The 24,249-nt window shown below is 71.1% G+C and carries 25 protein-coding genes; 9 read left to right on the forward strand and 16 right to left on the reverse strand.

The genetic code is table 11. The features are described from left to right. Nucleotides 1–452 precede the first annotated feature (452 nt). From OHA05_RS05060 to OHA05_RS05090, 7 genes are all read right to left on the reverse strand, one after another. Nucleotides 453–926, reverse strand: coding sequence for a hypothetical protein (locus OHA05_RS05060; RefSeq protein WP_313947601.1), 474 nt, complete (start codon nucleotides 924–926; stop codon nucleotides 453–455). A gap of 149 nt (nucleotides 927–1,075) precedes the next feature. Next, nucleotides 1,076–1,759, reverse strand: a complete 684-nt coding sequence (locus OHA05_RS05065) for a uracil-DNA glycosylase (protein WP_313947600.1) — start codon at nucleotides 1,757–1,759, stop codon at nucleotides 1,076–1,078. A gap of 68 nt (nucleotides 1,760–1,827) precedes the next feature. Next, entirely contained in the window at nucleotides 1,828–3,408 is a 1,581-nt protein-coding gene (locus OHA05_RS05070; protein ID WP_313947599.1) for an ABC transporter substrate-binding protein, read from the reverse strand. Nucleotides 3,409–3,524: 116 nt separating this feature from the next. Next, entirely contained in the window at nucleotides 3,525–4,286 is a 762-nt protein-coding gene (locus OHA05_RS05075; protein WP_313947598.1) for an SDR family oxidoreductase, read from the reverse strand. A 17-nt stretch (nucleotides 4,287–4,303) separates the two neighbouring features. Continuing rightward, nucleotides 4,304–5,065 (reverse strand): 3-oxoacyl-ACP reductase FabG, encoded by a 762-nt coding sequence (gene fabG, locus OHA05_RS05080; RefSeq protein WP_328859926.1) that lies wholly within the window; start codon nucleotides 5,063–5,065, stop codon nucleotides 4,304–4,306. Nucleotides 5,066–5,201: 136 nt separating this feature from the next. Beyond that, complete coding sequence (locus OHA05_RS05085) at nucleotides 5,202–5,585, reverse strand: DUF3037 domain-containing protein (protein WP_328859927.1); 384 nt, start codon at nucleotides 5,583–5,585, stop codon at nucleotides 5,202–5,204. Continuing rightward, complete coding sequence (locus OHA05_RS05090; protein ID WP_328859928.1) at nucleotides 5,582–6,433, reverse strand: HipA family kinase; 852 nt, start codon at nucleotides 6,431–6,433, stop codon at nucleotides 5,582–5,584. Before OHA05_RS05090 ends, OHA05_RS05085 begins: the two co-directional genes overlap by 4 nt. Nucleotides 6,434–6,517: 84 nt before the next feature. Here OHA05_RS05090 and OHA05_RS05095 point away from each other — a divergent pair, with 84 nt between their 5' ends. Beyond that, nucleotides 6,518–8,644: a S9 family peptidase gene (locus OHA05_RS05095; RefSeq protein WP_328859929.1), complete on the forward strand. Its 2,127-nt coding sequence runs from the start codon at nucleotides 6,518–6,520 to the stop codon at nucleotides 8,642–8,644. A 94-nt stretch (nucleotides 8,645–8,738) separates the two neighbouring features. Further along, nucleotides 8,739–9,194 carry a Rieske (2Fe-2S) protein gene (locus OHA05_RS05100; protein WP_313947593.1) on the forward strand — a complete coding sequence of 152 codons (456 nt, stop codon included), beginning with the start codon at nucleotides 8,739–8,741 and terminating at the stop codon, nucleotides 9,192–9,194. A gap of 73 nt (nucleotides 9,195–9,267) precedes the next feature. Here the strand turns inward: OHA05_RS05100 and OHA05_RS05105 are convergent, their stop codons facing one another. Beyond that, complete coding sequence (locus OHA05_RS05105) at nucleotides 9,268–9,939, reverse strand: cysteine hydrolase (RefSeq protein WP_313947592.1); 672 nt, start codon at nucleotides 9,937–9,939, stop codon at nucleotides 9,268–9,270. 138 nt (nucleotides 9,940–10,077) lie between these two features. On the opposite strand from OHA05_RS05105, the gene OHA05_RS05110 reads away from it, so the two are divergent. Then, nucleotides 10,078–10,545, forward strand: coding sequence for a pyridoxamine 5'-phosphate oxidase family protein (locus OHA05_RS05110; protein WP_328859930.1), 468 nt, complete (start codon nucleotides 10,078–10,080; stop codon nucleotides 10,543–10,545). 63 nt (nucleotides 10,546–10,608) lie between these two features. Here the strand turns inward: OHA05_RS05110 and OHA05_RS05115 are convergent, their stop codons facing one another. Continuing rightward, nucleotides 10,609–11,511, reverse strand: coding sequence for a LysR family transcriptional regulator (locus tag OHA05_RS05115; protein ID WP_328859931.1), 903 nt, complete (start codon nucleotides 11,509–11,511; stop codon nucleotides 10,609–10,611). 74 nt (nucleotides 11,512–11,585) lie between these two features. On the opposite strand from OHA05_RS05115, the gene OHA05_RS05120 reads away from it, so the two are divergent. Continuing rightward, the gene (locus tag OHA05_RS05120; protein ID WP_328859932.1) at nucleotides 11,586–12,722 is read left to right on the forward strand and encodes a DMT family transporter; all 1,137 of its coding nucleotides are present in this window, start codon (nucleotides 11,586–11,588) and stop codon (nucleotides 12,720–12,722) included. On the opposite strand, the gene OHA05_RS05125 is transcribed toward OHA05_RS05120, so the two are convergent. Then, a complete protein-coding gene (locus OHA05_RS05125) occupies nucleotides 12,713–14,044 on the reverse strand; it encodes an aminotransferase class I/II-fold pyridoxal phosphate-dependent enzyme (RefSeq protein ID WP_313947588.1) in 1,332 nt (443 codons plus the stop codon). The two genes, OHA05_RS05120 and OHA05_RS05125, sit on opposite strands and share 10 nt — an antisense overlap. Before the next feature lie 23 nt (nucleotides 14,045–14,067). Here OHA05_RS05125 and OHA05_RS05130 point away from each other — a divergent pair, with 23 nt between their 5' ends. Further along, nucleotides 14,068–14,736 carry a pyridoxamine 5'-phosphate oxidase family protein gene (locus OHA05_RS05130; protein ID WP_328859933.1) on the forward strand — a complete coding sequence of 223 codons (669 nt, stop codon included), beginning with the start codon at nucleotides 14,068–14,070 and terminating at the stop codon, nucleotides 14,734–14,736. 120 nt (nucleotides 14,737–14,856) lie between these two features. Here the strand turns inward: OHA05_RS05130 and OHA05_RS05135 are convergent, their stop codons facing one another. The 3 genes from OHA05_RS05135 to OHA05_RS05145 all read right to left on the reverse strand — a co-directional run bounded on the left by OHA05_RS05135 (nucleotide 14,857) and on the right by OHA05_RS05145 (nucleotide 17,633). Then, a complete protein-coding gene (locus tag OHA05_RS05135) occupies nucleotides 14,857–15,831 on the reverse strand; it encodes a DMT family transporter (RefSeq protein ID WP_443043828.1) in 975 nt (324 codons plus the stop codon). A 194-nt stretch (nucleotides 15,832–16,025) separates the two neighbouring features. Beyond that, nucleotides 16,026–17,033 carry an EamA family transporter gene (locus OHA05_RS05140; RefSeq protein WP_328859934.1) on the reverse strand — a complete coding sequence of 336 codons (1,008 nt, stop codon included), beginning with the start codon at nucleotides 17,031–17,033 and terminating at the stop codon, nucleotides 16,026–16,028. A 12-nt stretch (nucleotides 17,034–17,045) separates the two neighbouring features. Continuing rightward, entirely contained in the window at nucleotides 17,046–17,633 is a 588-nt protein-coding gene (locus OHA05_RS05145; RefSeq protein ID WP_328859935.1) for a Clp protease N-terminal domain-containing protein, read from the reverse strand. A gap of 260 nt (nucleotides 17,634–17,893) precedes the next feature. On the opposite strand from OHA05_RS05145, the gene OHA05_RS05150 reads away from it, so the two are divergent. Continuing rightward, nucleotides 17,894–18,322 carry a type II toxin-antitoxin system Rv0910 family toxin gene (locus OHA05_RS05150; RefSeq protein WP_313947584.1) on the forward strand — a complete coding sequence of 143 codons (429 nt, stop codon included), beginning with the start codon at nucleotides 17,894–17,896 and terminating at the stop codon, nucleotides 18,320–18,322. Nucleotides 18,323–18,482: 160 nt separating this feature from the next. On the opposite strand, the gene OHA05_RS05155 is transcribed toward OHA05_RS05150, so the two are convergent. Further along, a complete protein-coding gene (locus OHA05_RS05155; protein ID WP_328859936.1) occupies nucleotides 18,483–19,088 on the reverse strand; it encodes a PadR family transcriptional regulator in 606 nt (201 codons plus the stop codon). A gap of 137 nt (nucleotides 19,089–19,225) precedes the next feature. Here OHA05_RS05155 and OHA05_RS05160 point away from each other — a divergent pair, with 137 nt between their 5' ends. After that, complete coding sequence (locus OHA05_RS05160; protein WP_328859937.1) at nucleotides 19,226–20,047, forward strand: PhzF family phenazine biosynthesis protein; 822 nt, start codon at nucleotides 19,226–19,228, stop codon at nucleotides 20,045–20,047. A 66-nt stretch (nucleotides 20,048–20,113) separates the two neighbouring features. Here the strand turns inward: OHA05_RS05160 and OHA05_RS05165 are convergent, their stop codons facing one another. Continuing rightward, entirely contained in the window at nucleotides 20,114–20,866 is a 753-nt protein-coding gene (locus tag OHA05_RS05165) for a CPBP family intramembrane glutamic endopeptidase (protein ID WP_313947581.1), read from the reverse strand. Between the two features lie 301 nt (nucleotides 20,867–21,167). Beyond that, on the reverse strand, nucleotides 21,168–22,679 hold the full coding sequence (locus OHA05_RS05170; protein WP_313947580.1) for a glutamate-cysteine ligase family protein: 1,512 nt from the start codon (nucleotides 22,677–22,679) through the stop codon (nucleotides 21,168–21,170). A 484-nt stretch (nucleotides 22,680–23,163) separates the two neighbouring features. Between OHA05_RS05170 and OHA05_RS05175 the strand changes: the two genes are divergently transcribed. Together OHA05_RS05175 and OHA05_RS05180 are read left to right on the forward strand one after the other, a co-directional pair. Next, nucleotides 23,164–23,751, forward strand: a complete 588-nt coding sequence (locus OHA05_RS05175) for a hypothetical protein (protein ID WP_328859938.1) — start codon at nucleotides 23,164–23,166, stop codon at nucleotides 23,749–23,751. A 284-nt stretch (nucleotides 23,752–24,035) separates the two neighbouring features. Continuing rightward, nucleotides 24,036–24,227: a DUF5999 family protein gene (locus OHA05_RS05180; RefSeq protein WP_313947578.1), complete on the forward strand. Its 192-nt coding sequence runs from the start codon at nucleotides 24,036–24,038 to the stop codon at nucleotides 24,225–24,227. Nucleotides 24,228–24,249 lie beyond the last annotated feature (22 nt).

The raw sequence follows: 24,249 nt of genomic DNA on the forward strand, positions 1-24,249 counted from the left end.
CGAGGCACTGGCCCCGCCGGCAGCACGGAAGACGCCCTCCCCGCCCCCTGCGGCGCCGTCGTCCGCGTCCGCCGTACCGCGCCGCCACGACCCCTCTGCCGTCCCGACCCGGCAGACGGGGCCGACACCTCCGACGCCCCGGACGCTGCCGTCCGTCGTGCCGACGTCGCGGCCCGACGTCTGTGCCCTGAGCGAGGGCTACGGGAGCTGGCGACCGGACAGCGCGCAGGCACGCATCTGCCGGGAGGCGTACGGACGTTGAGCCGGCCCACTGGCATGCGGCGGATTCCGGCCCGTTCGGTCGGCACCCGCCGGTCCGCCCGGGGCCCTGCACGGCTCCCCGGCCCCTTCCCGGCAGCGCAGGGTCCTGATCCCGGCCCGGGCCCGCCGACGCGGCCCAGAGCCCTGCCGGCACGGCCTGGCGGGACCCGGCGGCACGGGACCCGCGCGCCTCAGTCGGTGCGCAGCCTCAGCTCCAGGCGTTCGATGGCCGCGCGGACCCCTCGGCCGTATCCGTCGTCGCCGAGAGCGTCGGTCGCGGAGCGAGCCCGGTCGAGATGGATCCGGGCCGCCTGCGGCCGGTGCAGCTTCACATAGTCGGCGGCGAGGTTGAGGTGGAGCGAGGGGTAGAAGGCCCGCACCGCGAGCCCGGCCTGGTGGGCGGCGGTCCGCTGCTCGCTCAGCCCCTCCGCCGCCGCCAGTGCCCGCAGGTCCCACTCCAGCTCGTCCACCGGATCGTCCTGGGTGTCCGCCATGTAGTGCGCGAGGGTGCACCGGTGGAGGGGTTCCCCCGCGTCGCCGATCTCCGCCCACAGCGTGCCGAAGCGATTGCGGGCCTCTTCGCGGTCACCGCCGTGCAGCAGCATGATCGCCTGCCCGATCCGGGTCATGACGGCGTCCCCCGACGCCTCCTGCTGCTCCACCACTGCCGCCTCCCGCATCCGTGCGCCCGACGTGCGACCGTGGCGCCGGCCGCTCGGCCGGACGCCACGATCACGACGCTAGCCGCCGCCACCGACAATGCCGCACAGGCTCGGGCAGGTGGCCCGTGCCTGTCAGCCGGGTGCGCGAACGGTCAGCCGAGGTCGGGGATACGCCAGTCGATGGGCGCGTGGCCCTGTGCGGCGACGGCCTCGTTGATCTGGGTGAACGGCCGGGATCCGAAGAACCTCTTCGCCGACAGCGGCGAGGGGTGGGCGCCCTTCACCACCACATGGCGCTGCTCGTCGATCAGCGGAAGCTTCTTCTGCGCGTAGTTCCCCCACAGGACGAACACGGCCGGGTCCGGGCGCGAGGCCACGGCGGTGATCACCGCGTCCGTCACCTTCTCCCACCCCTTGCCCTTGTGGGAGTTGGCCTCGCCGGCCCGAACGGTCAGCACCGCGTTGAGCAGCAGCACGCCCTGCTCGGCCCACGGCATCAGATAGCCGTTGTCCGGGATCGGGAGGCCCAGCTCGGCCTGCATCTCCTTGTAGATGTTCCGCAGGGAGGGCGGGGTCTTGACGCCCGGCCGCACCGAGAAGCAGAGCCCGTGGCCCTGCCCTTCGCCGTGGTACGGGTCCTGGCCGAGCACCAGCACCTTGACCCGGTCGTAGGGCGTGGCGTCCAGCGCGGCGAAGACCTCCTCGCGCGGCGGGTACACCGGCCCCCTGGCGCGCTCGTCCTCGACGAAGTCGACGAGCTCCTTGAAGTACGGCTTCTGCAGCTCGTCGCCGAGGACGCCGCGCCAGGACTCGGGCAGCATGTCGGTGTCGGTCACGTCAACAACCTCCGGGATGCGATCACTTACCGACCACAGAACCTACCCGGAGGCACTGACAACGGGTCCTACCAGCTGGCCTTGCGGTACAGCTCCCACATCTGCATGACCGTCTGCGGGTCGAGGGCGAGCTCGCCGCCGCCGATCTCCTCGCTGGCGGCGACGTACAGCTTGCCCTGCCACAGCGGCAGCAGCCGGACGTCGTCGACGAGGATCTCCTGGGCCCGCTCGAACTCGGTCGTGACCGCGCCACGGTCGCTCTCCCGCCGGGAGGCGGGCAGCAGCGTGTCGGTGATCTCCTTGTTCTCGTACGGCGTGCTCAGCACGTTCTTCTCGCCGACGAACGGCGCGATGAAGTTGTCCGGGTCCGGGAAGTCCGGGAACCAGCCACGGCCGAAGACGGGGTAGGAGCCGGACTTGTAGCCCTGCTGGAACTCCTTCTCCGACTTGCCCTGGATCGTGATCTTGAACAGACCGGACGCGTCCAGCTGCCTCTTGAGCTCGCGGAACTCCAGCGCCGTCGCCGAGCCGTAACGGTCGGTGGTGTACCAGAAGGTCAGCGGCACCGGCTTGTCGATGCCGGCGTCCTCCAGGATGTCCTTGGCCTTGGCCACGCTCGGGTCGCCGAAGCGGTCGAAGTACTCCGTCGTGTGGCCCGCGATGCCCTTCGGAACCATCGAGTACAGCGGCTCGGAGGTGCCCTGGTAGACCTTGTTCACCAGCGCGCCGCGGTCCACGATCTGGGCGATCGCGCGCCGCACGGGCAGCTTGCCCGCCATCGGGTCCTTGGAGTTGAAGACCAGGTAGCGGATGTCGGCGCCGACGGTCTCGACGAGCTGAAGGTGATCGTTCTCGGGGAGCTTCTGCTGGAGTTCGACGACCTCGGGCGCGGTCAGACCGCGGTAGATCGCGTCGATCTCCTTCTTCTTGAGGGACTTGACCATCACGTCGGAGTCACCGAAGTAACGGATCGTGACGGCGTCGTTCTTGCGCTTGGCGAAGCCCTCGTAGGTGTCGTTGCGGGTCAGCTCCGCCTTGTCGCCCTTGTTGTACGAGTCCAGCACGTAGGGACCGGACCCGGTCAGCCCGCCGTCCTCGCGGAGCTTGTCCGCCGGGTACTCCTTCGGCGGCACGATCGACATGGCGGGCGTGGCGAGGATGAACGGGAACGTGGCGTCCGGGGACTTCAGGCGGAAGCGCACCACACGGTCGCCGGACGTCTCGACCTTGTCGAGGGAACCGAGCAGACCGTTGGGGCCACCCTGCACATCGATCTTCTGGATCCGGTCGATCGAGTGCTTCACGGCGGCGGCGTCGAGCGTGTCACCGTTGGAGAACTTCAGCCCCGAGCGCAGCTCGCACTCGAAGACCTTGTTGGCCGGATCCATGAACTGGCACTTCTTCGCCGCATCGGGCTGCGGCGTCGTACTGCCGGTCGGGAAGCTGACGAGCGTCTGGAAGACGTTTCGGAACAACTCCCACGAACCGTCCCAGGCAGCGGCAGGATCGAGCGTCGTGGGCTCACTCGTCGTACCGACTGAAATCTTCTGCTTGCCGTCCGCTTCCGCATCGGAGAACAGACCGCATCCCGCCAGCAGAGATATGGACGCTAGGGCTGCAGCGGCCTGCAGACAGGTCCGGTAGAACACGTGCACGCTCCTCGTTCAGCCATGGGTCGGCCGACCATACCGCAGCGCCCTGCCGGGTCAACCTAAAAGCCCGGCAGGGCACTTGGTTCATTCATGAACAAAACGGTTCAGTTCGCTCAGTGCACGCCCGCATTGAGGAAGATACCGCCGTCGACGACCAGAGTCTGGCCCGTGATCCAGTCCGACTGGTCCGACGTGAGGAACGCGGCGGCACCGCCGATGTCCTCGGGCACACCGAGCCGCGCCAGCGGGTAGGCCGCGGCCGCCTCGGCCTCCCGGCCCTCGTACAGCGCCTCGGCGAACTTCGTCTTGACCACGGCGGGCGCGATCGCGTTCACCCGCACGCCGGGGGCGAACTCATGGGCCAGCTGGAGGGTCAGATTGACCATGGCCGCCTTGCTCATCCCGTACGCGCCGATGAAGGGCGAGGGCGAGATGCCGGCGACGGACGCGATGTTCACGATCGCACCGCCGTTCTCCTTCTGCCACGCCTTCCAGGTCTGCTGGGCGAAGCCGAGGGCCGAGATCACGTTGGTCTCGTAGACCTTGCGCGCGACGTTCAGATCGAGATCGGCCATCGGCCCGAAGACCGGGTTGGTGCCGGCGTTGTTCACCAGGAAGTCGACCCGGCCGAACGCCTCCATGGTGCGCTCCACCGCGGCCGCCTGGTGGGCCTCGTCGTGGGCCTTGCCCGGGACGGCGATCACCCGGTCGGCGCCGAGCTTCTCCACGGCCTCCTTGAGGGCGTCCTCGCCACGGCCGGTGATGCACACCCGGTCGCCGCGGGCGACGAGCGCCTCGGCGACTCCGTAGCCGATGCCGCGGCTCGCGCCGGTGACCAGCGCGACCTTGCCGCTGTCAGGTACTTCTGCGGTCATGTTCGTCGTCTCCCGGTTCAGTTGAGCGGTCCGCCGGCGACGTACAGCACCTGGCCGGAGACGAAGCCTGCGTCGTCGCCCGTGAAGAAGGCGATGGCGCCGGCGATGTCCTCGGGGTACCCCACGCGCTGGACCGGGATCTGCGTCGCTGCGGCGGCCTGGAACTCCTCGAAGCCCATGCCGACGCGCTCCGCCGTCTGGGCCGTCATCTCGGTGACGATGAACCCGGGCGCGACGGCGTTCGCGGTGATGCCGAACTTGCCGAGTTCCTTGGCGAGGGTCTTGGTCAAGCCCTGGAGACCGGCCTTGACGGCGGAGTAGTTGGCCTGGCCGCGGTTGCCGAGCGCCGAGCTGGACGACAGCGAGACGATACGGCCGAAGCCGGCGTCGACCATGTGCTTCTGGCACGCCTTGGCCATCAGGAACGCGCCCTTGAGGTGCACGTTCATCACGGTGTCCCAGTCGGACTCGCTCATCTTGAAGAGCAGGTTGTCGCGGAGCACGCCGGCGTTGTTCACGAGGATCGTCGGCGCGCCGAGCTCGGCGGCGACGCGCGCCACGGCGGCCTCCACCTGAGCGCTGTCGGAGACGTCGCAGCCGACGGCGAGCGCCGTGCCGCCCGCCGCGGTGATCTTCTCGACCGTGTCCTTGCAGGCCGCCTCGTCGAGGTCGAGTACGGCTACGGCACGGCCCTCGGCCGCCAGCCGGACCGCGGTGGCTGCGCCAATGCCGCGCGCCCCGCCGGTCACGACAGCGACGCGCTGCTCGGTGGTGGACATGCTGGTTCTCCTCGCCCTTGGATGCGGCTCATCCGGTACGTCCCGACGGATGAGCGACCGCTTAGTACCTTCAGCAGACGAGACGCTAGAAGCCATGGCACGCGGTGTCAACGGCCCACCGCGTGCGCCGGGTCACTCACCGTACGAGCAGCTCCAGCAACCGTTCGGCCTCGGCCTGCGGATCGGCGGTCAGCCCGGTGTGCACCGGGCCGGGCTGGACGACGGTCGAGCGCGGTGCGATCAGCCAGCGGAACCGGCGGCCGGCGTCGTCGCGGGACGCCTGACCCGCGTCGTCCCCGCCGCGGCAGACGCCCTCGACGGCGTGCAGAGCGGCTCGTACTCCCGTCACATCGGCATGCGGGTCCAGGGCCTTGAGCTTCACCTCGTCCAGGTGCGTACGGGCGGCGACGAAGGACCGGGCCCGGCAGTAGACCACCACACCCGCGTTGAAGAATTCACCGCGCTCCACACGGGGCACGATCCGCAGCACCGCGTACTCGAAGACCTCACGCCCGCTCATTCGCCCGCCGCCTTCTGTGCCTTGGCCGGGTGCGGCCAGGGGGTCGGATGCCCGGTCAGCCAGCCGGGGGCCTGGGAGGGCCGGGGCTTGGAGGGCGCGGTCAGCGTGATCCGCTCGTGGATGGTGGCCGCGCGGGCGAGCAGCGGCTCGACATAGGCGCGCCGCTGGGCATCGGTGGTCTCGAAGCCGGGCTCGCCGACCAGCCACTCGTCGGGAACGTCCGCGGCGGCCTCGGTCAGCAGTTCCTCCGTCACGAGCGGTGCGAGCTCGGCAGCGGCGGCGGCGATGTCGGGCCGGAACGGCGCGAGCGCGTGGTCGGACGCGTCGTACGGCTTGGCGGCCGAGGCGGCCGCCCCGGGCCAGTTGTGGTGCCAGATCATGGTGGCTCCATGATCGATGAGCCACAGGTCCCCGTGCCACACCAGCATGTTGGGATTGCGCCACGAGCGGTCGACGTTGTTGATCAGCGCGTCGAACCAGACGACCTTGCCGGCCTCGGCCGGGTCCACCTCGTAGGCCAGCGGGTCGAAGCCGATCGAGCCCGGCAGGAAGTCCATGCCGAGGTTCAGTCCGCCGCTCGCCTTCAGCAGCTCCTGCACCTCCTGGTCGGGTTCGCCGAGGCCGATGACCGGGTCGAGCTGCATGGTGACCAGATCGGGCACGCGCAGACCGAGCCGGCGGCCCAGCCGGCCGCAGATGACCTCGGCGACCAGGGTCTTGCGGCCCTGCCCCGCGCCGGTGAACTTCATGACGTACGTGCCGAGATCGTCGGCCTCGACGATGCCGGGGAGTGAGCCGCCCTCACGCAGGGGCGTGACATAGCGGGTCGCTGTGACTTCGGGGAGCATGGCCCCACAGTACTTCGGGGCCAGGGGCAAGATCGCGAGCTTATTCGCTTGCTCCGCTCCTCCGGAACCTGAGCACGATGCCCCATGAGTGATCACGTCGAAGCCCCCGGCTTCCCCCGCCAGTTCGCCCGTACCCGCCGCTTCTCCCTCGGTGTCCCCCGGCTCTTCACCGTCTCGCCCGACGGCCTGCGTGTGCTCTTCGTCCGCGGCACGGCCGGCGACGACCCGGTGAGCCGGCTGTGGATCCACGAGGCGGGCAGGGAGCGCGTAGTCGCCGATCCGGCAGCGCTCGGCGGGCGGGAGGAGGAACCCGCGGCCGAGAAGGTCCGCAGGGAACGCGCCCGGGTGACGTCCTCGGGAGTGGTGTCCTACGCGACCGACGCCGACGGGGTGCTCGTCGCCTTCGCGCTGGGCGGTGAGTTGTGGACGGTGCGGACCGACGGAGGCCCACCCCGCCGGATCGCAACGGCCGGCCCGGTGGTCGATCCGCGTCCCTCGCCGGACGGCACGGCCGTCGCGTACGTCACCGGGGGTGCACTGCGTGCCGTGCGGACCGACGGATCGGAGGACCGGCTGCTCGCCGGCCCGGAGGAGCCGGAGGTGACCTGGGGCCTCGCGGACCATGTGGCGGCCGAGTCGATCGGACGGTCCCGGGGCTACTGGTGGTCACCCGGCTCGGACGCCCTGCTGGTGGCCCGGGTGGACAACTCCCGCGTCCAGCGCTGGTACATCGGCGACCCGTCCGAGCCCGCCAAGGAGCCGCGATCGGTCCGCTACCCGGCGGCGGGGACGGCGAACGCCGAGGTGACCCTGCACATCGTGCGCCTCGACGGCACCGACCGGACCACGGCCGTACGGCTGCCGGCCGCCGCGGACACGGAGACCCACGAGCCGGGGACCTGGACCGACCCCGCCTTCGACTACGTCACCGCGGTCTCGTGGGACGCGCTCGGCCCGCTGGTGGAGGTCCAGACACGCGACCAGCGCACCGCCCAGCTGCTGGCCGTCGATCCGGAGTCGGGCGCGACCGAGGTCCTGCACACACGTCGCGATCCGGCGTGGGTCGACCTGGTACCGGGCGCCCCCGGCCGCACCTCGCCGGGCACTCCCATCCGCACCTTCGTCCACCCGGACGGGACGCGGGGGCTGCGCGTCGGCGACGATGCCTCCCCGGCCGGACTGCACGTCCGCGCGGTGGTCGGCACGGTGGGCGAGCGGGTGTGGTTCACCGCGAACGAGGACCCCACCGAGGTCCATGTCTGGCGCTACGACCCGGCGTCCGGTTTCGTTCGCCTCAGCGAAGGCGCCGGTGTGCACACGGCCTGCGTCGGCGGGGACACCGTGGTCCTGGACAGCGTCACGGACGAGGGCCGCACGGTGACCGTCGTCGAAGCGGGCCGTCCGGCCGGGCGGATCGCCGTACTGGCCGAGCAACCGCTCGTCACCCCCCGGCCGGTGTTCCTCTCGCTCGGCAGGCGTGAACTGCGCAGCCGGCTCTACCTCCCCTCCTGGTACGAGCCGGGCTCGGCGCGACTGCCGGTGCTGCTCAACCCGTACGCGGGTCCCGGCATGCAGATCGTCGTCCGGGCCGGAGGGTGGTGGACGGCCGTGTCGCAATGGTTCGCCGAGCAGGGCTTTGCGGTGCTCGTGACGGACGGCCGGGGCACGCCCGGCCGGGGCAGGGAGTGGGAGAAGGCGGTCCGGGGAGACCGGTTGACGCCCGCGCTCGACGACCAGATCGACGCCCTGCACGCGGCGGCGGAGCGGCATCCCTTCCTCGATCTGGACGCGGTCGCGATCCGTGGCTGGTCCTACGGCGGATATCTGGCGGCGGGAGCGGTGCTGCACCACCCCGAGGTGTTCCACGCCGCCGTCGCCGGCGCCGCCCCGACGGACCGGCGGCTCTACGACACGCACTGGGAGGAGCGCTTCCTCGGGCACCCCGATGTCACCCCCGAGACGTACGAGCGCAGTTCACTCGTCCCGTTCGCCCATCAGCTCAGAAGGCCGCTGCTTCTGGTGCACGGGGTGGCGGACGACAACGTGGTTCTCGCCCATATGCTGCGCTTCTCATCGGCCCTGCTCGCGGCCGGAAGGCCCCACAGTGTGCTCCCGTTGTCGGGGGCGACCCACATGGTCACGCAACAGGACCAGGCGAGCAGCCTTCTGCTGTGGGAGGCCGACTTCCTGAGAAAGTCCTTGAAACTTTGAGAATCTGAACGCTGCCGAAGAGGGGCCCGTACACCATCACGAGGAACCGGCTGATGTCCGGCCGACAGGGACCGTACAGACAGAAGGAGCAGTCATGACCGGATCACAGGGGCCGTCCCGCACCATCGCACGTCGGACTGTCGTCGCCGCCGCGGGCGGAGCCGGTCTCGCCGTCGCGCTGACCGCGTGCGGAGGCTCGGACGACGGCGGGGGCTCCGTGTCCGAGCAGCCCGGCGACGGAGGGACCGGGAGCACGGGCGGCACCGGCGGCAAGGTGATCGCGACGACCGCCGACATCCCCGAGGGCGGTGGCAAGGTCGTCGGAGATGTGGTGATCACTCAGCCGAGGGCGGGCGAGTTCAAGGCATTCTCCTCCAAGTGCACCCATCAGGGCTGTGCGGTGAAGGATGTCGCCGATGGCGTGATCACCTGTCCGTGCCACCAGAGCAAGTTCGACGCGACCGACGGCAGCGTCAAGGCGGGGCCGGCGACCACGCCGCTGCCGCCGGCCGACATCACGGTCGACGGAAACTCGATCAAGCTCGCCTGAGCAACACGGCCTGGCGGGCACGATCCGGCGGATACGACCCGGCGGGCACGATCCGGGCGGGCGCGGCCCGGCCTCAGCCCGCCTCCGACGCCGTCCGCTCCCGCCCGGTGCGGCGAGGGCGTTTCCAGCAGGCCAGCACCTCGTCGGTGGTGGCGATCGTGGCGACGAGCGCGAGCGTGTGGCGGATCATCGCGGGGGTGTAGTCGGCGGGCACCCCCGCGACGGCGTCCCGGGCCACGACGGCCGTGTAGCCCAGATTCACCGCGTCGAACACGGCGTTGGGCACGGCGATGTTCGCCGAGACGCCGACGACGATGACGGTGCGGCAGCCGAGATTGCGCAGCAGCGCGTCCACGTCCGTACCGGCGATGGGCGACAGACCGTGCAGCCGGCGTACGACGAGGTCCTCGTCCGCGACCTCGATCGGCGGGGCGATGCGCACCGCCGATGTGCCTGAGTGCTGCTGGACGGGCAGCCGCCCGGCCGCCCGGAAGAGGCGGGCGTTGTGGTTGGCGCCGCGGCCGTCGGGACGGCGCTCCGCCACCGCGTGCAGCACCTGGACGCCCGCCTCGTGCGCTCCGGCGACGAGCCGGGCGACCTGGTGGAGTACGCCCGACGACCGTGCCTGCGCGGCGAGTTCGGGCAGGGCGCTGTGGTCGCCGACCACCCCCTGCTGGCATTCGACGGTGAGCAGCGCCGTGGTCACCGGATCGAGCTGTTCCGCGAGCTGGTCGGCACTCGGCACGGCTCCCCCTCGGGTGTCGCGGTCCGACCGACCGGGTGTCATGGGCCGGACCGGGCGCGTGACAGTAGCCTCCATTGCGCACAGAGGGAAGAGCCCTCATGATTTCTGACACGCCGTCAGCTACAGGAGGGGGCCGCCATGGCCGTCGAACAGCGCCGGGGCCGCCGGATCATGATGAGCCCCGGTGAACTGGACGCGTTCTTGACGGAGCAGCGCACCTGTCGCGTGGCCACCGTCTCGGCCGACGGCCGCCCGCACGTCAGCGCGCTGTGGTTCGCCTGGGACGGCACATCGCTGTGGCTGTACTCCCTGACCCGCAGCCGGCGTTGGGCCGATCTGCGCCGCGATCCCCGGCTCGCCGTCGTGGTCGACGAGGGCGAGGACTACGGCGAACTGCGAGGCGTGGAACTCTCCGGCAGCGCGGTGTTCGTCGGCGAGGCCCCGCGGACGGGCGAGCCCTGCCCCGAACTGGACGTTCCCGAAGCTCTGTTCGCGCGGAAGAACTTCGGGCTCGACGAGATGCCCCACGACGGCAGGCACGCCTGGCTACGGCTCACGCCCGACGCCGTCGCGTCCTGGGACTTCAGGAAGATGTCCGCTCTCTGACGCTACGGCGTGCCGAGGCTTCGGCGAGGAGGCAGTGACGAGGGGCCGGTTTCGGGGGCGGTGTCAGCGCTCCGACCCGGCCGCGGCCCGCAAGGCCGTCACCGCCGCCCTGATCGAGGGACGGCGGTCCGCGTCCGTGCGCCAGACCGCGTACACATGGCGCTGCATCTGCTGCCGTACGGGAACGAGCGCGACACCGTCCGGCACCGGGCCCCGGCCGAGCCGGGGCGTGACGCACACGCCGAGCCCCGCGGCGATCAGCGCGAGCTGGGTGTGGTGCTCCCCCGCACGATGTGAGATCCGCGGTTCGATGCCGTGCGAGCGCAGGGTGAAGACCAGCCACTCGTGGCAGAACTCGCCCGCCGGCCAGGAGACCCACTCGTCCTCGGCGAACTCCGCGAGGTCGACCTCGCTGCGGCCGGCGAGCGCGTGGTCAGCGGGCATCGCCACGTCGGGCGCGTCGTCGAGAAGATGGGCCTGGGCGAGACCGCCGGGCACGGGCAGTCGCTTGTTGCTCCAGTCGAGAACCACCGCGAGGTCGAGATCTCCCCTGATGACATGCCGAATGGCCTGATCCGGCTCCATCTCGCGTGACTGGACGCCCAGTTCGGGATGCTGCCGGCGCAGTGTGAAGATCGCCGCGGGGAACAGTCCGCGGGCCGCCGTCGGGAAGGCGCCGATCCGGACCTCGCCGACCACCTGCCCGCGCCGCGCCTCGATGTCGGACTGGGCGAGCGCGACCTGGGAGAGGATGCGCGCGGCATGGTCGGCGAGCAGTTGGCCGGCGTCGGTGAGCCGGACGCCCCGCCCGTTCTTCGCCAGCAGCTGCTGGCCCACCTCCCGCTCCAGCTTGGCCATCTGCTGGGAGACCGCGGAGGTTGTGACGTGCAGTCCGTCGGCCGCGCCGCTGACCGAGCCGTGGCGGGCCAGCGCGTCCAGGGTCCGCAGGCGCTCCAGATTCAACATGTAAGCAATGCTAAGCGAATGCCACAACAAATTCTCGCTTGTTCTAAGAGGTTGTGGGGACGAAGCTGGCTGTCATGACCGCCGCCACTCCCTCCCGGACCTCCTCGGCCCCCCGCCGCGCCCCGGCCGCCCCCGGCCGCCCCCGGCTCGACTGGCGTATCCGCTTCGCCGCACTCTCCGCCGTCTGGGGTTTCAGCTTTCTGCTGATCAAGGTCGGCACGGAGGCGTACGCACCGTTCCAGGTGACCCTGGGCAGGCTCTTCTTCGGCACCGCGGTCCTTGCCGTGGCGATGTCGGTGCGCCGGGAGCGGATGCCTCGTTCGCTGCGGACCTGGGGCCATCTGACGGTGGCCGCCTTCCTGCTCAACGCCCTGCCCTTCTCCCTCTTCGCCTACTCCGAGCTCACGATCCCCTCGACCCTGGCAGGCATCTGCAACGCCACCTCGCCGCTGTGGGGGATGGTCCTGTCCGTGGTCGCCCTCTCCGAGGACCGTCCGACCCGGCGCAGGGTGGCCGGGCTCGGCATCGGCTTCCTCGGTGTCCTGACCGTGCTCGGGGCGTGGCAGGGCTTCTCGGGCCTCGACGTCGGCGGTACGGCGATGGCGCTGCTCGCATCGCTGAGCTACCCGGTCGGCTGGATCTATGTGCGCCGCACCCTGGCGGGCAGCAGCCACTCCAACCTCTCCCTGATGGGCGCGCAGTTGCTTCTGGCGACGGTCCAACTCGCCGTGGTCACACCGCTGTTCACCGCGATGCCGACGTCGTTCCCGGTCGTCCCGCTGCTGGCCGTGGTCGCGCTCGGCGCACTCGGCACCGGGTTCGCCCTGCTGGTGCAGTACGGCCTGGTCCATGAGGTCGGTCCGACGACGGCCCAGATGGTCACCTACTTCATTCCGGTGATCGCCACCGCGGCGGGCGTCCTCGTACTCGGCGAGCAGCTGAGCTGGAACACTCCGGTGGGCGCCCTGATCGTGCTGGCCGGCGCGGCACTCACGCAGAGCCGGGCGAGGCCGAGGACGGCGGCGATCGCCCCCGGACCGACGACGGAGGGGGCCGCGGCCGAACCGGGGTTTGCCGGCGCACCAGTCACGGCTGCCACCACACCGGTCGCGACACCGGTCGCGACACCGGTCGCGACACCGGCCGGGGACGCGTCCGTGCGCCCGCCCGACGCCCCCTCCGCCGCCAGGGCGCCCGCACCTCAGCCGTAGCTGCGCGCGGGAGCCGGTCCGACCGTCGCCGCCAGTACCTCGGCCACCGCCTCGATCTCGTCCGGATCGAGGTCCGAGACGGTGATCCGTACCGCGGGCGGCGACGACATCCGGAACCGCGCGCCCGGCGCGACCGCCCACCCCGCGTGCAGCAGTCGCGCCACCGCGCCCGTCTCGTCGCCGACCGGCACCCAGACGTTCATGCCGCTGCGGCCGTAGGCCTCGACACCGTGCCGCGCCAGCGCCCGTACGAGGGCGTCGCGCCGCTTCCCGTAGGACCGCGCCACCGCCGGTACGTCGACCGCGTCCGAGGTCCACAGATGGACCACCGCGCGCTGAAGGAGCCTGCTCACCCAGCCGGGCCCCAGGCCCAGCCGTCCCGAGACGCGGTCGACGGTGACGCTGTCGCCGGTCAGTGTCGCGACCCGCAGATCCGGGCCGTACGCCTTGGCCACGGAGCGCACGAACGCCCAGTGGTCCGTGACACCGGCGAGGGGATGCAGCGGCAGATCGACGATGGCGTGGCCGTGGTCGTCCTCGATGAGCAGGGTCCGGGGAAACCGGGCCAGGACGGCCCGCAGTTCGGCGGCGCGGGCCGCGCCGAGCGCGGCGCCCGTCGGGTTCTGGGCGCGGTCGGTGACGACGAGCGCCCTCGCCCCGGCCTCCAGTGCCCGCTCCACCTCGGCGGTGAGCGGACCGTCGTCATCGAGGGCCACGGGTACGGGCTTCAGCCCCAGCGCCGTCACCAGGTCCAGCAGGCTTCCCCAGCCGGGGTCCTCGACGGCGACGGCGTCACCGGGTCGCAGATGGGCGGCGAGCACCCGCTCGATGGCGTCGAGCGCCCCGGAGGTGACGGCGACCGGGCCGTCCGGCACCCCGTCGGCGTCCAGTCCGGCACGGACGAGCCGCCCGAACTCGGCGTCCACGGGCTCCAGTCCGTAGAGCCCCGGCTCGCGTTCGTTGCGGGCGGCGGCCGCGGCGAGAGCCTCACGCAGGGGCGGCAGCAGGGAGGGGTCCGGGTTCCCCTTGCTGACATCGCGCACGCCGGGAGGCGCGTCGACCCGGATGGATCCGCGCGAGGTGCTCGCCGGGCGGGGACGCACCCGGCTCCCCCGGCGGCCCGCCGTCTCGATGACCCCGCGCTCGCGCAGGGTCCGGTAGGCGGCGGCGACGGTATTCGGGTTCACCTCAAGACGGGCCGCCAACTCCCTCATGGGAGGCAGCAGTTGCCCCGGCTCCAGCCCTCCCGCACCGACCGCGCGCTCGACACTGGCGGCAATCTCCGATGCGCGCCGACCTTCGATCCGATACTCTCCTAGCACAAACGACATTATGCACTAGTGCAATGGAGATCGCAATGCCGGACGTCTACGAAGCGACGGAACGCACCGTCCCCACCCGTGCGCGGGAACGCGCCTCGTACGACCGCGAGCTGGTTCACTCCATACTCGACGAGGCCTACCTCTGCCATCTCGGCTTCGTCCGGGACGGCGCGCCCGTCGTGCTGCCGACACTCTTCGCCCGCGTCGAAGACCATGTGTACGTCCACGGCTCGACGGGGTCGCGCCCGCTGCGCATGGCGGGAGCACCCGACCCCGGCCTGCCGGTCTGTCTGACGGTCACCCATGTCGACGGGCTGGTCCTCGCCCGCTCCGCGTTCCACCACTCGATCAACTACCGCTCGGTCGTGATCCACGCGACGGCCCATCCGGTGACCGACCCGGCCGAGAAGCGTGCCGCCCTCGACGCCCTGGTCGACCAGGTCGTGCCGGGCCGCGCCGAGGACTCCCGGCCCGCCAGCCCGAAGGAGCTGGCGGCGACGGCGGTCCTGCGACTGGACCTGACGGAGGTCTCCGCGAAGGTGCGCACCGGCGGCCCGAACGACGAGCCGGAGGACGCGGATCTCCCGCACTGGACGGGAGTCCTCCCGCTGCGCACGTCGTACGGGCCCGCGATCCCCGCGGAGGACCTGGACGCGTCGATCGCGCTCCCGGAGTACATCGCCTCGCGCTGAGGCGCGCATCCGGGCCCGGGCAGGCGCGGCGCAGTACCGGACGCGGGCAGGCGCGGCGCCGTGCCGGACGCGGGCAGGGGGCCGGGCCGTACGCGACCCCCGGCCCGGCCACCCGCGACGTCAGCCCGTCGGCCTCGCCGGCCGTGTCTCGGCGACGGCCAGTCCCGCCACCGCCGCGAGCAGGAGCAGCGTGCCCACCACGGTCGCCGCCGTGAGATGTTCGCCGAGCAGCGTCACCGCGATCAGCGCCGCGCTCACCGGCTCCAGCAGCATGATCACCGACACGGTGGCCGCCCGTACGACCGCGGCTCCCGCGAAGTAGAGCGCGTACGCGAGCGCGGTCGGTACGGCGGCAACGTACGCCAGCAGCCACACGACGTGCCCCAGTTCGTCGGTGTGCGGCAGCAGGCCCTCGGCGAGGGCCATCGGCAGCAGTCCCACCGCTCCGATGCCGAACGCCCATGCCGTCGTGGCCATCGAGTCGCCGCTGCCGTCCCGGCCCAGCCATCGGGTCAGGAGCGTGATCGCCGCGTAGCCCGCCGCCGACAGCAGGGCGAGCGCGACGCCGGCCGGCCGCACCGTGCCGCCCCCACCGCCCAGGACGAGGACCGCCAGTCCGGCGAGCGCGCCGGTGACGGCGACGACACCGCCCCGGCCGAGGCGCTCGCCCATGGTCAGCCGCGCACCCACCGCGATGAGGACAGGTCCCGCGCCGAGGGTGACGACCGTGCCGACGGCCAGGCCGGTCGACTGCACGGCTGCGAAGTACGCGCTCTGGAAGACGGTGAGTCCGATCCCCGTACCGAGGATCCGCACCAGCCGGCGCCGCCGCGGCTCGGCGGCGGCATGCGCGGCACGGGCGGCACGGCCCACCGAGCCCCGCCGGGCGCGCAGCGCGAGCGCACCCAGCAGCAGGACGAGTCCCCCGGCGCAGCGCCAGAAGGAGAGCGAGAGAGGACCGAGGTCACTCAGCCGGAAGACCAGCGAGGCGGCCGCCCCGGCGGTCCCCCAGGCGACTCCGGCGAAGACGAGATAGAGGAGGCTGCGCCCCACGGGCAGCGGGATCTGCACCGGAACGGCGGCTTGCGCGGACACGCCGACGGCGGACGTGGAGGAAAGATTCGGCACGTGACTTCTCCGTGTGAAGAACGGGATGGTGGTCGCTCGGCTCCGTCACGCGGGCAGCGACGAACCGCTCGGGGACACCCCGAGCCCGGTCTTCGTCAACGGCTGGCCGCCCGCGTTATGCGGCAGGCGGCGGAAGGACGGTCAAGTGCATGATCGCCACCTTACGTTCCGGCCCTCTCGACCGACAACCGCTCTTCCCCGCTGGCGCCCTCATCCGGCGCGACGGCGAGGACGGACCCCGAGGCCACCGGCCCGGACGGGGCCTTCGGCGCCTGGGACTGGGCGATGAACGCCCCGATCAGCACCACGGCACCGCCCACGATCTGCGGCGCCGACAGATGCTCCCGCAGGAGGACCCAGGCGAGCACGGTGGCGATGACCGCCTCCAGGCAGGCCACCACGCCCGCCACCTGCGGTGACAGCTTGCGCACCGAGACGACACCGGTGACGTACGCCAGGACGGTGGCGACGAGCACCACCCAGGCGAGCAGCAGCCCGGCGGGGACCGCGGTCCCGCCCATCGAGGCGCTGCCGCCGAGCAGCGAGAAGTCCATCGACCAGGGCTGGGCGATCACGGTCAGCACGGCGGTGCCGACGAGCAGTCCGTACGCGATGACTCCCAGCGGGTCGGCGGCGTTGTCGCCGTCGCCACCGTGGTCGGACAGGACGAAGTAGCCGACCTGGCAGCACGCGGCGCCGAGCGCCAGCAGCAGACCGAGCGCGTCGAAGGTCAGTCCCGACCAGACCTCGACGACACACGCCAGTCCGGCGACGGCGAGGACCACCCCGACGGCCGCGGCACGGGTGACGGGCCGGCGCTGCACGAAGCGGACCCAGCCGAGCACGAGGGCCGGCGCGAGATATTCGATGAGCAGCGCGACACCGACGGGGATCCGGGAGATCGCGGCGAAGTAGCACGCCTGGACGCCCGCGACGGCGAGCAGCCCGAAGCCGAGGAGGAGGGCAGGTCGCCTGCGTACGAGATCACGGTGGCGCCAGGCCACCGGCAGCATGATCAACGCCGAGCCCGCCACCCGTAGCCACACCACGTGCAGCGGGTCGAGACCCGCCTCGATCAGCGGCTTGGCCGCGACACCCGATCCACCGAACGCGAACGCCGAGCCCAGGGCGAGTCCCAGGCCGGCGTTCCTTCCCCAAGACGCCTGCATCGGCACATCATGTCAGCGCTCGTCAGGACCGTCGACCCCGTTGCACATGTCGAGACGCGACCCCGATCCCACCGGCGGCCCGGCCTCGATCAGCCCGCCCAGTGCCGCCGCGTCCACCCCCGCCCTGGCGAGTACCTCCACGGCACGGCACTCCGCGTCGGCGGCGAGAGCGGCCAGGAGATCGACACCCCCGGCCCGGGCCTCGCCGCGCCGCTCGGCGCCCTCCAGCGCACTGTGTATCGCCGCGACGGCCGACGGCGAGTATCCGGAGGTGTCCACCTCCGGGGCGCGGACGACGGGCACCGCGCCCGAGTCCTCCATGGAGCCCTGCCAGCGCAGCCCGTACCCGATGCTGCGCTGCACGAGATAGCCGAGCACCCTGGCCACCTGAGGCCCGGGCCCGAACGCGGCACGCACGTCGGCGTCGGTCTCCAGCAGGGAGTGCAGCAGATGCGCGGTGTCGATCTGCCGGTCCCCGTCACGCAGCGCCCGCCGGCGCGCACTCGCGAGCGCGGAGGCGAGTTCCGCGGTCAGTCGGGCGTCGTTCTCCGCGCGGGTGGCGGCGGGCTGCTGCGGCAGCCACGGGGTAGGGCTCTGCACATCTCCCACCTCATCAGCCATTGAGGGCCCAGGCGTCCCCGGAGGGACTCATTTGCGCATCCCACGGAGGTTGGGCACACCTGGACGGTTTCTCCTCCTTGCGGATGAGATCGAGACAGTTCTTCCCGACTGCCGCGCGCCGCCTTGCCCGTCGCGGGAGCCACCCCGTCACGCATTTCTGACTGTTCATCAGTATTGAATGTTCGCGGCACTGCGACTACGTTCCGCGACACCGTGACCCGATACGAAGGGGTGGTCGTATGGCCGAAGTCAGCGCCGAGGCACGCATCGAGGCACCGGCCGAGAAGGTCTGGGCCGAGCTGACGGACTTCACCGGGTACGGCCGGTGGAACGCCACGCACACCAGCTTCCCCAAGGGCGGGCCGACGACGCTCGAGGTCGGCGCCACCTACGAGGAGAACATGAAGCTGATGGGCTTCCCCGCCGAAGTGACCTGGACCGTGGACGAGTTCGAGGCCGGCAGGCTGCTCGGGATCAGGGGCAAGGGCCCGATGGGCGTCAATGTCGGCAACCGCTACTCGCTCACACCGGAGGGCGACGCGACGCTGGTGCGGATCGACGGCGAGTTCACGGGCGCGGCGGTCTCACTCATGGCCGGCAAGCTGAAGGACTCGGCGACGGCCGCGCTCAACGAGTCACTGCGCAAGCTGGGCGGCCTGGTCGCCTGACCTCTCACTGCGCAAGCTGGGCGGCCTGGTCGCCCGACCTCGTCCGGCGCCGCCCAGCCACCCACCCCATGTCCCGTCGTCCACCCCATGAACAGGCACAGGGCCCCGCGCGGGTGCGCGGGGCCCTGCCGTCCATCACGGGTCAGTACTCGTCCACGGCTCAGTGCTCGTCGGCGAGAATCAGATAGAGCTTCTTGCGGGCTTCGTTGATGACCTCGACGGCCTTCTGCCGCTGCTCGGGGCTGCCGGTCTTCCAGACCTGTCCGAAGGCTTCCATCAGCCCCCAGCCGGCCTGCCGGATCTCGTTGACCGTGTCCCAGTCGACGGTGCGCCCGGCCTCTTCCCACGGGGCGTCCGGCCCCGACTCGGCCTCGGCGCGGCCCGATTCCGTGAGCGTGAACAGCTTCTTGCCGCCCTCGCTCTGGTTGGTGATCAGGCCTTCGTCCTCGAGCAGTTGGAGCGTCGGGTAGACCGAGCCGGGACTGGGCTTCCACGCCCCGCCGCTGCGCTCGCCGATCTCCTGGATCATCTCGTAACCGTGCATCGGGCGGCCCTTCAGCAGCGCCAGGATCGAGGCACGCACGTCACCGCGCCGCGCCCTTCCCCTGCCGCCACCCCGGCCGCGCCCGCCGCCGAAGGGTCCGCCGCCGAACGGCGGTCCGAACGGACCGAACGCTCCCCGGCGCCCTTCGAAGTCGCCCCGACCCTGATGGCCGGGTCCGCAGTGTCCCTGACGGTGACCGTGTTCGTGTCCTGATGAACGCATGACTACGCCCCTTCCATCGTTGATCTGTCGCGATGCGTCAACGATATATCGGAATAGCTCGCATGACAACAACCATCGGGCCGCCGATCCCCGATTGGCCTTGGCCTGCGGCTTTGTGCGGCCCCTACGGTCGGCTCATGCGGATTCGAATCGTCGACGCCTTCACCGACCGCCCCTTCGCCGGCAACCCCGCGGGAGTCCTGCTGCTGGACACCGACGGCTTCCCGGCCGACGCCTGGCTCCAGCAGGTGGCCACCGAGGTCCACCTCTCGGAGACCGCCTTCGCCCATCCCCTGCCGCCCGGCGGGGACGCCGACTGGGCGCTGCGCTGGTTCACCCCGGCCACGGAGGTCGACATGTGCGGCCACGCCACGCTGGCCACCGCCCACGTGCTGCGGACCACGGGTGCCGGTACGGGCACAGTCCGGTTCACCGCGCGCTGCGGCATCCTCACGGCCACCGCCGGGGACGACGGCACGATCACACTCGACTTCCCGACCTCACCCCTGACGGCGGTCGAGATCCCGCCCTCGCTGGCCGGGGCGCTGGGAGCGGAGGTGCTCTCGGTGCACGACACGGGTCCGCACATCGGCGATCTCCTCGTCGAGGTTGCCGACGAGAAGACCGTGCGGGGGCTGCGCCCGGACCACCGGGCCCTCGTCGACGTCTCCGACCGCGGTGTCATCGCCACGGCCGCCGCCGCCGACCCGGCCTCCGGCTACGACTTCGTCTCGCGGTGCTTCTTCCCGCGGGTCGGCATCGACGAGGACCCCGTGACGGGCAGCGCCCACACGGCCCTCGCACCCTTCTGGTCGGCACGTCTCGGGCGTACGGATCTGACCGGGCTCCAGGCGTCCGCCCGCTCGGGCCTGGTCCGCACCTCGCTGCGGGGCGAGCGCACCGCGCTGACCGGCAGCGCCGTGACCGTCATCGAGGGCGAACTGCTCACCGCTCCCTGACCGCGCGCCTCGGACACCGAGGGGCGTACGGCATGCGCCGTACGCCCTTGGTCACCCCCGCCCGCGTCACATCGTGGGCAGCCAGCTCACCTTCCCGGCGAGCAGCCCGTATCCGACGAAAGCCACGATGTCGAGCAGTGCGTGGGCGGCCACGAGCGGCCCGACCCGTCCCCAGCGCCGGTACAGCAGGACGAAGACCACGCCCATCACCATGTTGCCGACGAAGCCGCCGATGCCCTGGTAGAGGTGGTACGAGCCGCGCAGCACCGAGCTCGCCGCCAGCGCGGCCATCGGCGTCCAGCCCAACTGGTCGAGCCTGCGGAGCAGATACCCGACGACGATCACTTCCTCCACCACGGAGTTCTGGATCGCCGACAGGATCAGGACCGGGTACTTCCACCACACGTCGGGCAGCGATTCCGGCACGACGGTGAGGTTGAACCCGGACGCGCGCGCGGCCAGATAGAAGGCGAGTCCGGCGCTGCCGATCCCCGCCGCGACGAGCGTGCCGCGTCCAAGGTCGGACCACGGCCGGCTCCGGTCGAAGCCGATCGCACGCATCCCGGCTCCCTCGCGCAGGAGCAGATGGGCCACCAGCAGCACCGGTACCAGGGCGGAGGCGATGCCGAACAGCTGCCAGGAGAGATCGAGCCAGGGGCGGCCCGGCGCGTACGACCCGTTCAGCGTGGCCGCCTGGTCCTTCAGTCCGCCCGGTTTCGTCAGTGATCCGACGAAGCTGATGAGCGCCGACACTCCACTCGCGCCCAGCGAGAGCGCGAGCACCAGGAGCATCTCGGACCGCAAGATCTTCCGCGGCATGCCCTCCCCGGGGAGAGGTTCAGCCACGCGTCCCGCATCCGCCTGCACACGTGCCTCCCATAGACCGAGCCCGTCCCGTCCCCATCCTCGTGCCGCCGGCGGACATCACCGGGCAACACCACAGGTTGAGACGTCACAGCTTGCCCGACGCACGGCCGGGGAGGGGAGGCAGGTCCCGTCCGGCCGTGGCCGGGCGGCATCCCGGACCGGCGGATCACTCGCCGAACAGGACCTGCACGCACGCCGGCGACCGGCGCGGTCACCCGCGCCGGTCGCCGGCGGCGCCGTCGGCCGTTCGAGCTCAGTTCCGCGGCCCCGGGAAGCCGACCTGCCAGGTGTGGACCGGCTCGCCCTCGCGCATCAGCTCGCAGTAGCGACGTGTGGTGGCCGCGAGAGCCGCGTCCCTCCCCAGGCCGGCCTCCAGCGCACGGTGATACGTCTCCGACTGCCAGGACGCGCCGTTCATCCGCCGCTTGCACCGCTCCTCGATCACCCCGAGGTACTTGTCACGGTCGGCCGGCTCGATGTTCCAGGCGTCGAGCCCGGCGGCGGCCAGCGGCAGCAGTTCGTCACGCACGAGCTTGGCGACGGGCACCGTGGTGATGCCGCCCGCCCGGCCCGGACGCGGCCACTTGAGTTCCGCCTCGATGCCGTACCGGCACCCCGCGTCGAAGTTCTCCGCGGCGGCCGAGAACGGCAGCCTGCTCCACACCGGCCGCGGCTCCTCGGCGAGCGCGCGCACGAGTCCGTAGTAGAACGCGGCGTTGGCGATCACGTCGGTGACCGTGGGTCCCGCCGGCAGGACCCGGTTCTCCACCCGCAGATGGGGCACGCCGTCGGCGACGCCGTACACCGGCCGGTTCCAGCGGTACACGGTGCCGTTGTGCAGCACGAGTTCATGGAGCCCGGGGATGCCACCGTCCTCGATCACCCGCAGCGGATCCTCGTCGTTGCATATCGGCAGCAGCGGAGGGAAGTACCGCAGGTTCTCCTCGAAGAGCTCGTACGCCGAATCCACCCAGCGTTCGCCGAACCAGGTCCGCGGCCGTACGCCCTGGGCCTGGAGTTCGGGCGGCCGGGTGTCGGTGGCCTGCTGGAACAGCGGTGGCCGCGACTCGCGCCACAGCTCCCTCCCGAACAGGAAGGGGGAGTTGGCTCCCACCGCCACCTGAACCCCGGCCACCGCCTGCGCCGCGTTCCACACGTCGGCGAACCGGTTGGGCGTCACCTGGAGGTGCAGTTGCACCGAGGTGCAGGCGGCCTCGGGGGCTATCGACCCCGAGGTGCAGGTGAGCCGCTCGACGCCGTCGATGTCCAGCGCGAAGTCCTCACCGCGGGCCGCGACGATCTGGTCGTTCAGCAGCGTGTAGCGGTCGACGTCGGAGAGGTTCGCCGACACCAGGTCGTCCTGCTCGAGGGTCGGCAGGATGCCGATCATCACGATGCCCGCGCCGACCTCGTTCGCTTTCCGGTCCGCATATCCGAGCCCGGTGCGCAACTCCTCCCCCAGCTGATCCAGAACCTGTCCGCCGAGCCGGTGCGGCACAATGTTCACTTCCAGATTGAACATTCCCAGCTCGGTCTGGAAATCCTGGCTCGCGATGCGCTCCAGGACCTCCGCATTTATCATCCGGGGCAGCCCGTCGGCGCCTGCGAGATTCAGTTCGATCTCCAGCCCCATGAGATTCTTGGGCCGGTCGAACCTCTTCTCGTCCAGCAGTCGCGCCAGTCCCGCCAGGCACTGCTGCAACTTCCGGCGGTGGCGTTGCCGATCGGACAGCGCGATGCCGCCTGCCACGACCTTCTCCCCCATCGAAGGGTCCCTCCTCGAGTGGGCTCCACGCAGCTCTGGTCGCTCGCGTCACGGACGATAATGCCCCGGCTGGCTGATCTATAACGCGGCGGGAACGCCCGGTGACCGCTACTGTGGGATGCGCGCCCGGGCGGCACATTCACTCGGCATGATGCAGAACGCAGTTTCCAGCCCCGGCCCCCTGGTGAAAAACGCCGACGGGTTTCGGCCTACCGGCCCGTAGAGGAAATCCCAGGACGCGGCATCACATGTCGGCTAAAACCCCCTGAAACTCCGCAGGAGAAAGACCTGAACCTGCCTTGCGGGAAATACGCACGAGCACTAGCGGAAACAATGTGAGAACACGTGTCGTATAAACTCCGCAAACGAGGCAGAGAGTTGGCGCCCGGCGGCCTGTCCCGGCCCCCCTCTGACCCCGCACGCTGACAGTGCCGTCCGCACCTGCCCACGTTTCACCGTGTCTCCAAGTGAGAGGCGACCCATCATGCCGCTGCATGTCCCCCCGGCTCCCGCGCCTGCCCTCCGCAGCGTCCTTGCGGCACTCGGTTCCCCTACCGCCGTCCGTGAGGACCGCACACCCGCACTGAGGTCCGTCCAGGGACCTGTCAGTCCCGAATCGCCGCTCCCCGTCCACGTACTGGACCGGATCGTGCCGAGCGCCGGCCGGCCGCGCACCCGCCTCACCGGCTGGCGCTTCCTGATCCGCAGCGGAGAGAGAAGTGTGGCCGCCGCGGAGACGACCCTCACCGCCGACGGCTGGACCTTCTCGCACTTCTTCGAAGGCCCCTATCTCACCTCCACCGAACGTGCGCTGCGGCAGGCCGAGTCCATGATCACCGCCTTCCAGCCGCGCCTTCTGTCCATCCCCGAGCTCTACATGCTCACCCTGTGGCTGCACGGCGACACCGACGCGGACGCATCGACGGGCATGCCTCTCCCGACCGATGTCCTGGTCCCTCTCGCCCCGGCCCCTCCCGGCATCGCGGCCCACCGGCCGCACCGGGTCGCCGATCTGCTTCCGGTGATGACCCTGCGGCTCACCCCCGCCCCGCTGCTCGGCTCGCCGGCCTGAAAGACCGCTGCTCGCGCCCCGTGACCGTCCGGTCGCGGGGCGCACTGCCGCCCCGACCGGACTAGCCCGAACCGGCCCCCCTGAACCACCCGAAAGGACAGCTCAGTTGAGCTGAACCGTCCGCCCGGGTGATACGTCATTAACCAGTAAGAAGAGCTGCTGCGAAATCCCTGCGGATTGACGCCCGTAGGGCAACACTGGGATCGGACCGACAGATACGGGGGGCGGCCATGAACACTTCATCCAGCCGCAGGACTCACACACCGCAGCGAAAGAACCCACCCATGTGCCAGCACCAACCAGCCTGCCCGACATCCGACTCTGCCGACAGGGAAGCGGCGCGCCTGGTGGCGCACCACCCGGAGCAGGGCTGGAGCCTGCTGTGCAACGGCGTACTCCTCTTCGAGGACACCGGTGAGCTGCTGCCCGACGGGCAGATCATCGCGCCGCACCGCCAGGTCATGACGGCCGCCTGAGCGCCGTCCGTACGAGAAGGGG

Origin of the sequence: Streptomyces sp. NBC_00306 (genome assembly GCF_036169555.1) — a bacterium.
In the GTDB taxonomy this organism is placed as follows: domain Bacteria; phylum Actinomycetota; class Actinomycetes; order Streptomycetales; family Streptomycetaceae; genus Streptomyces; species Streptomyces achmelvichensis.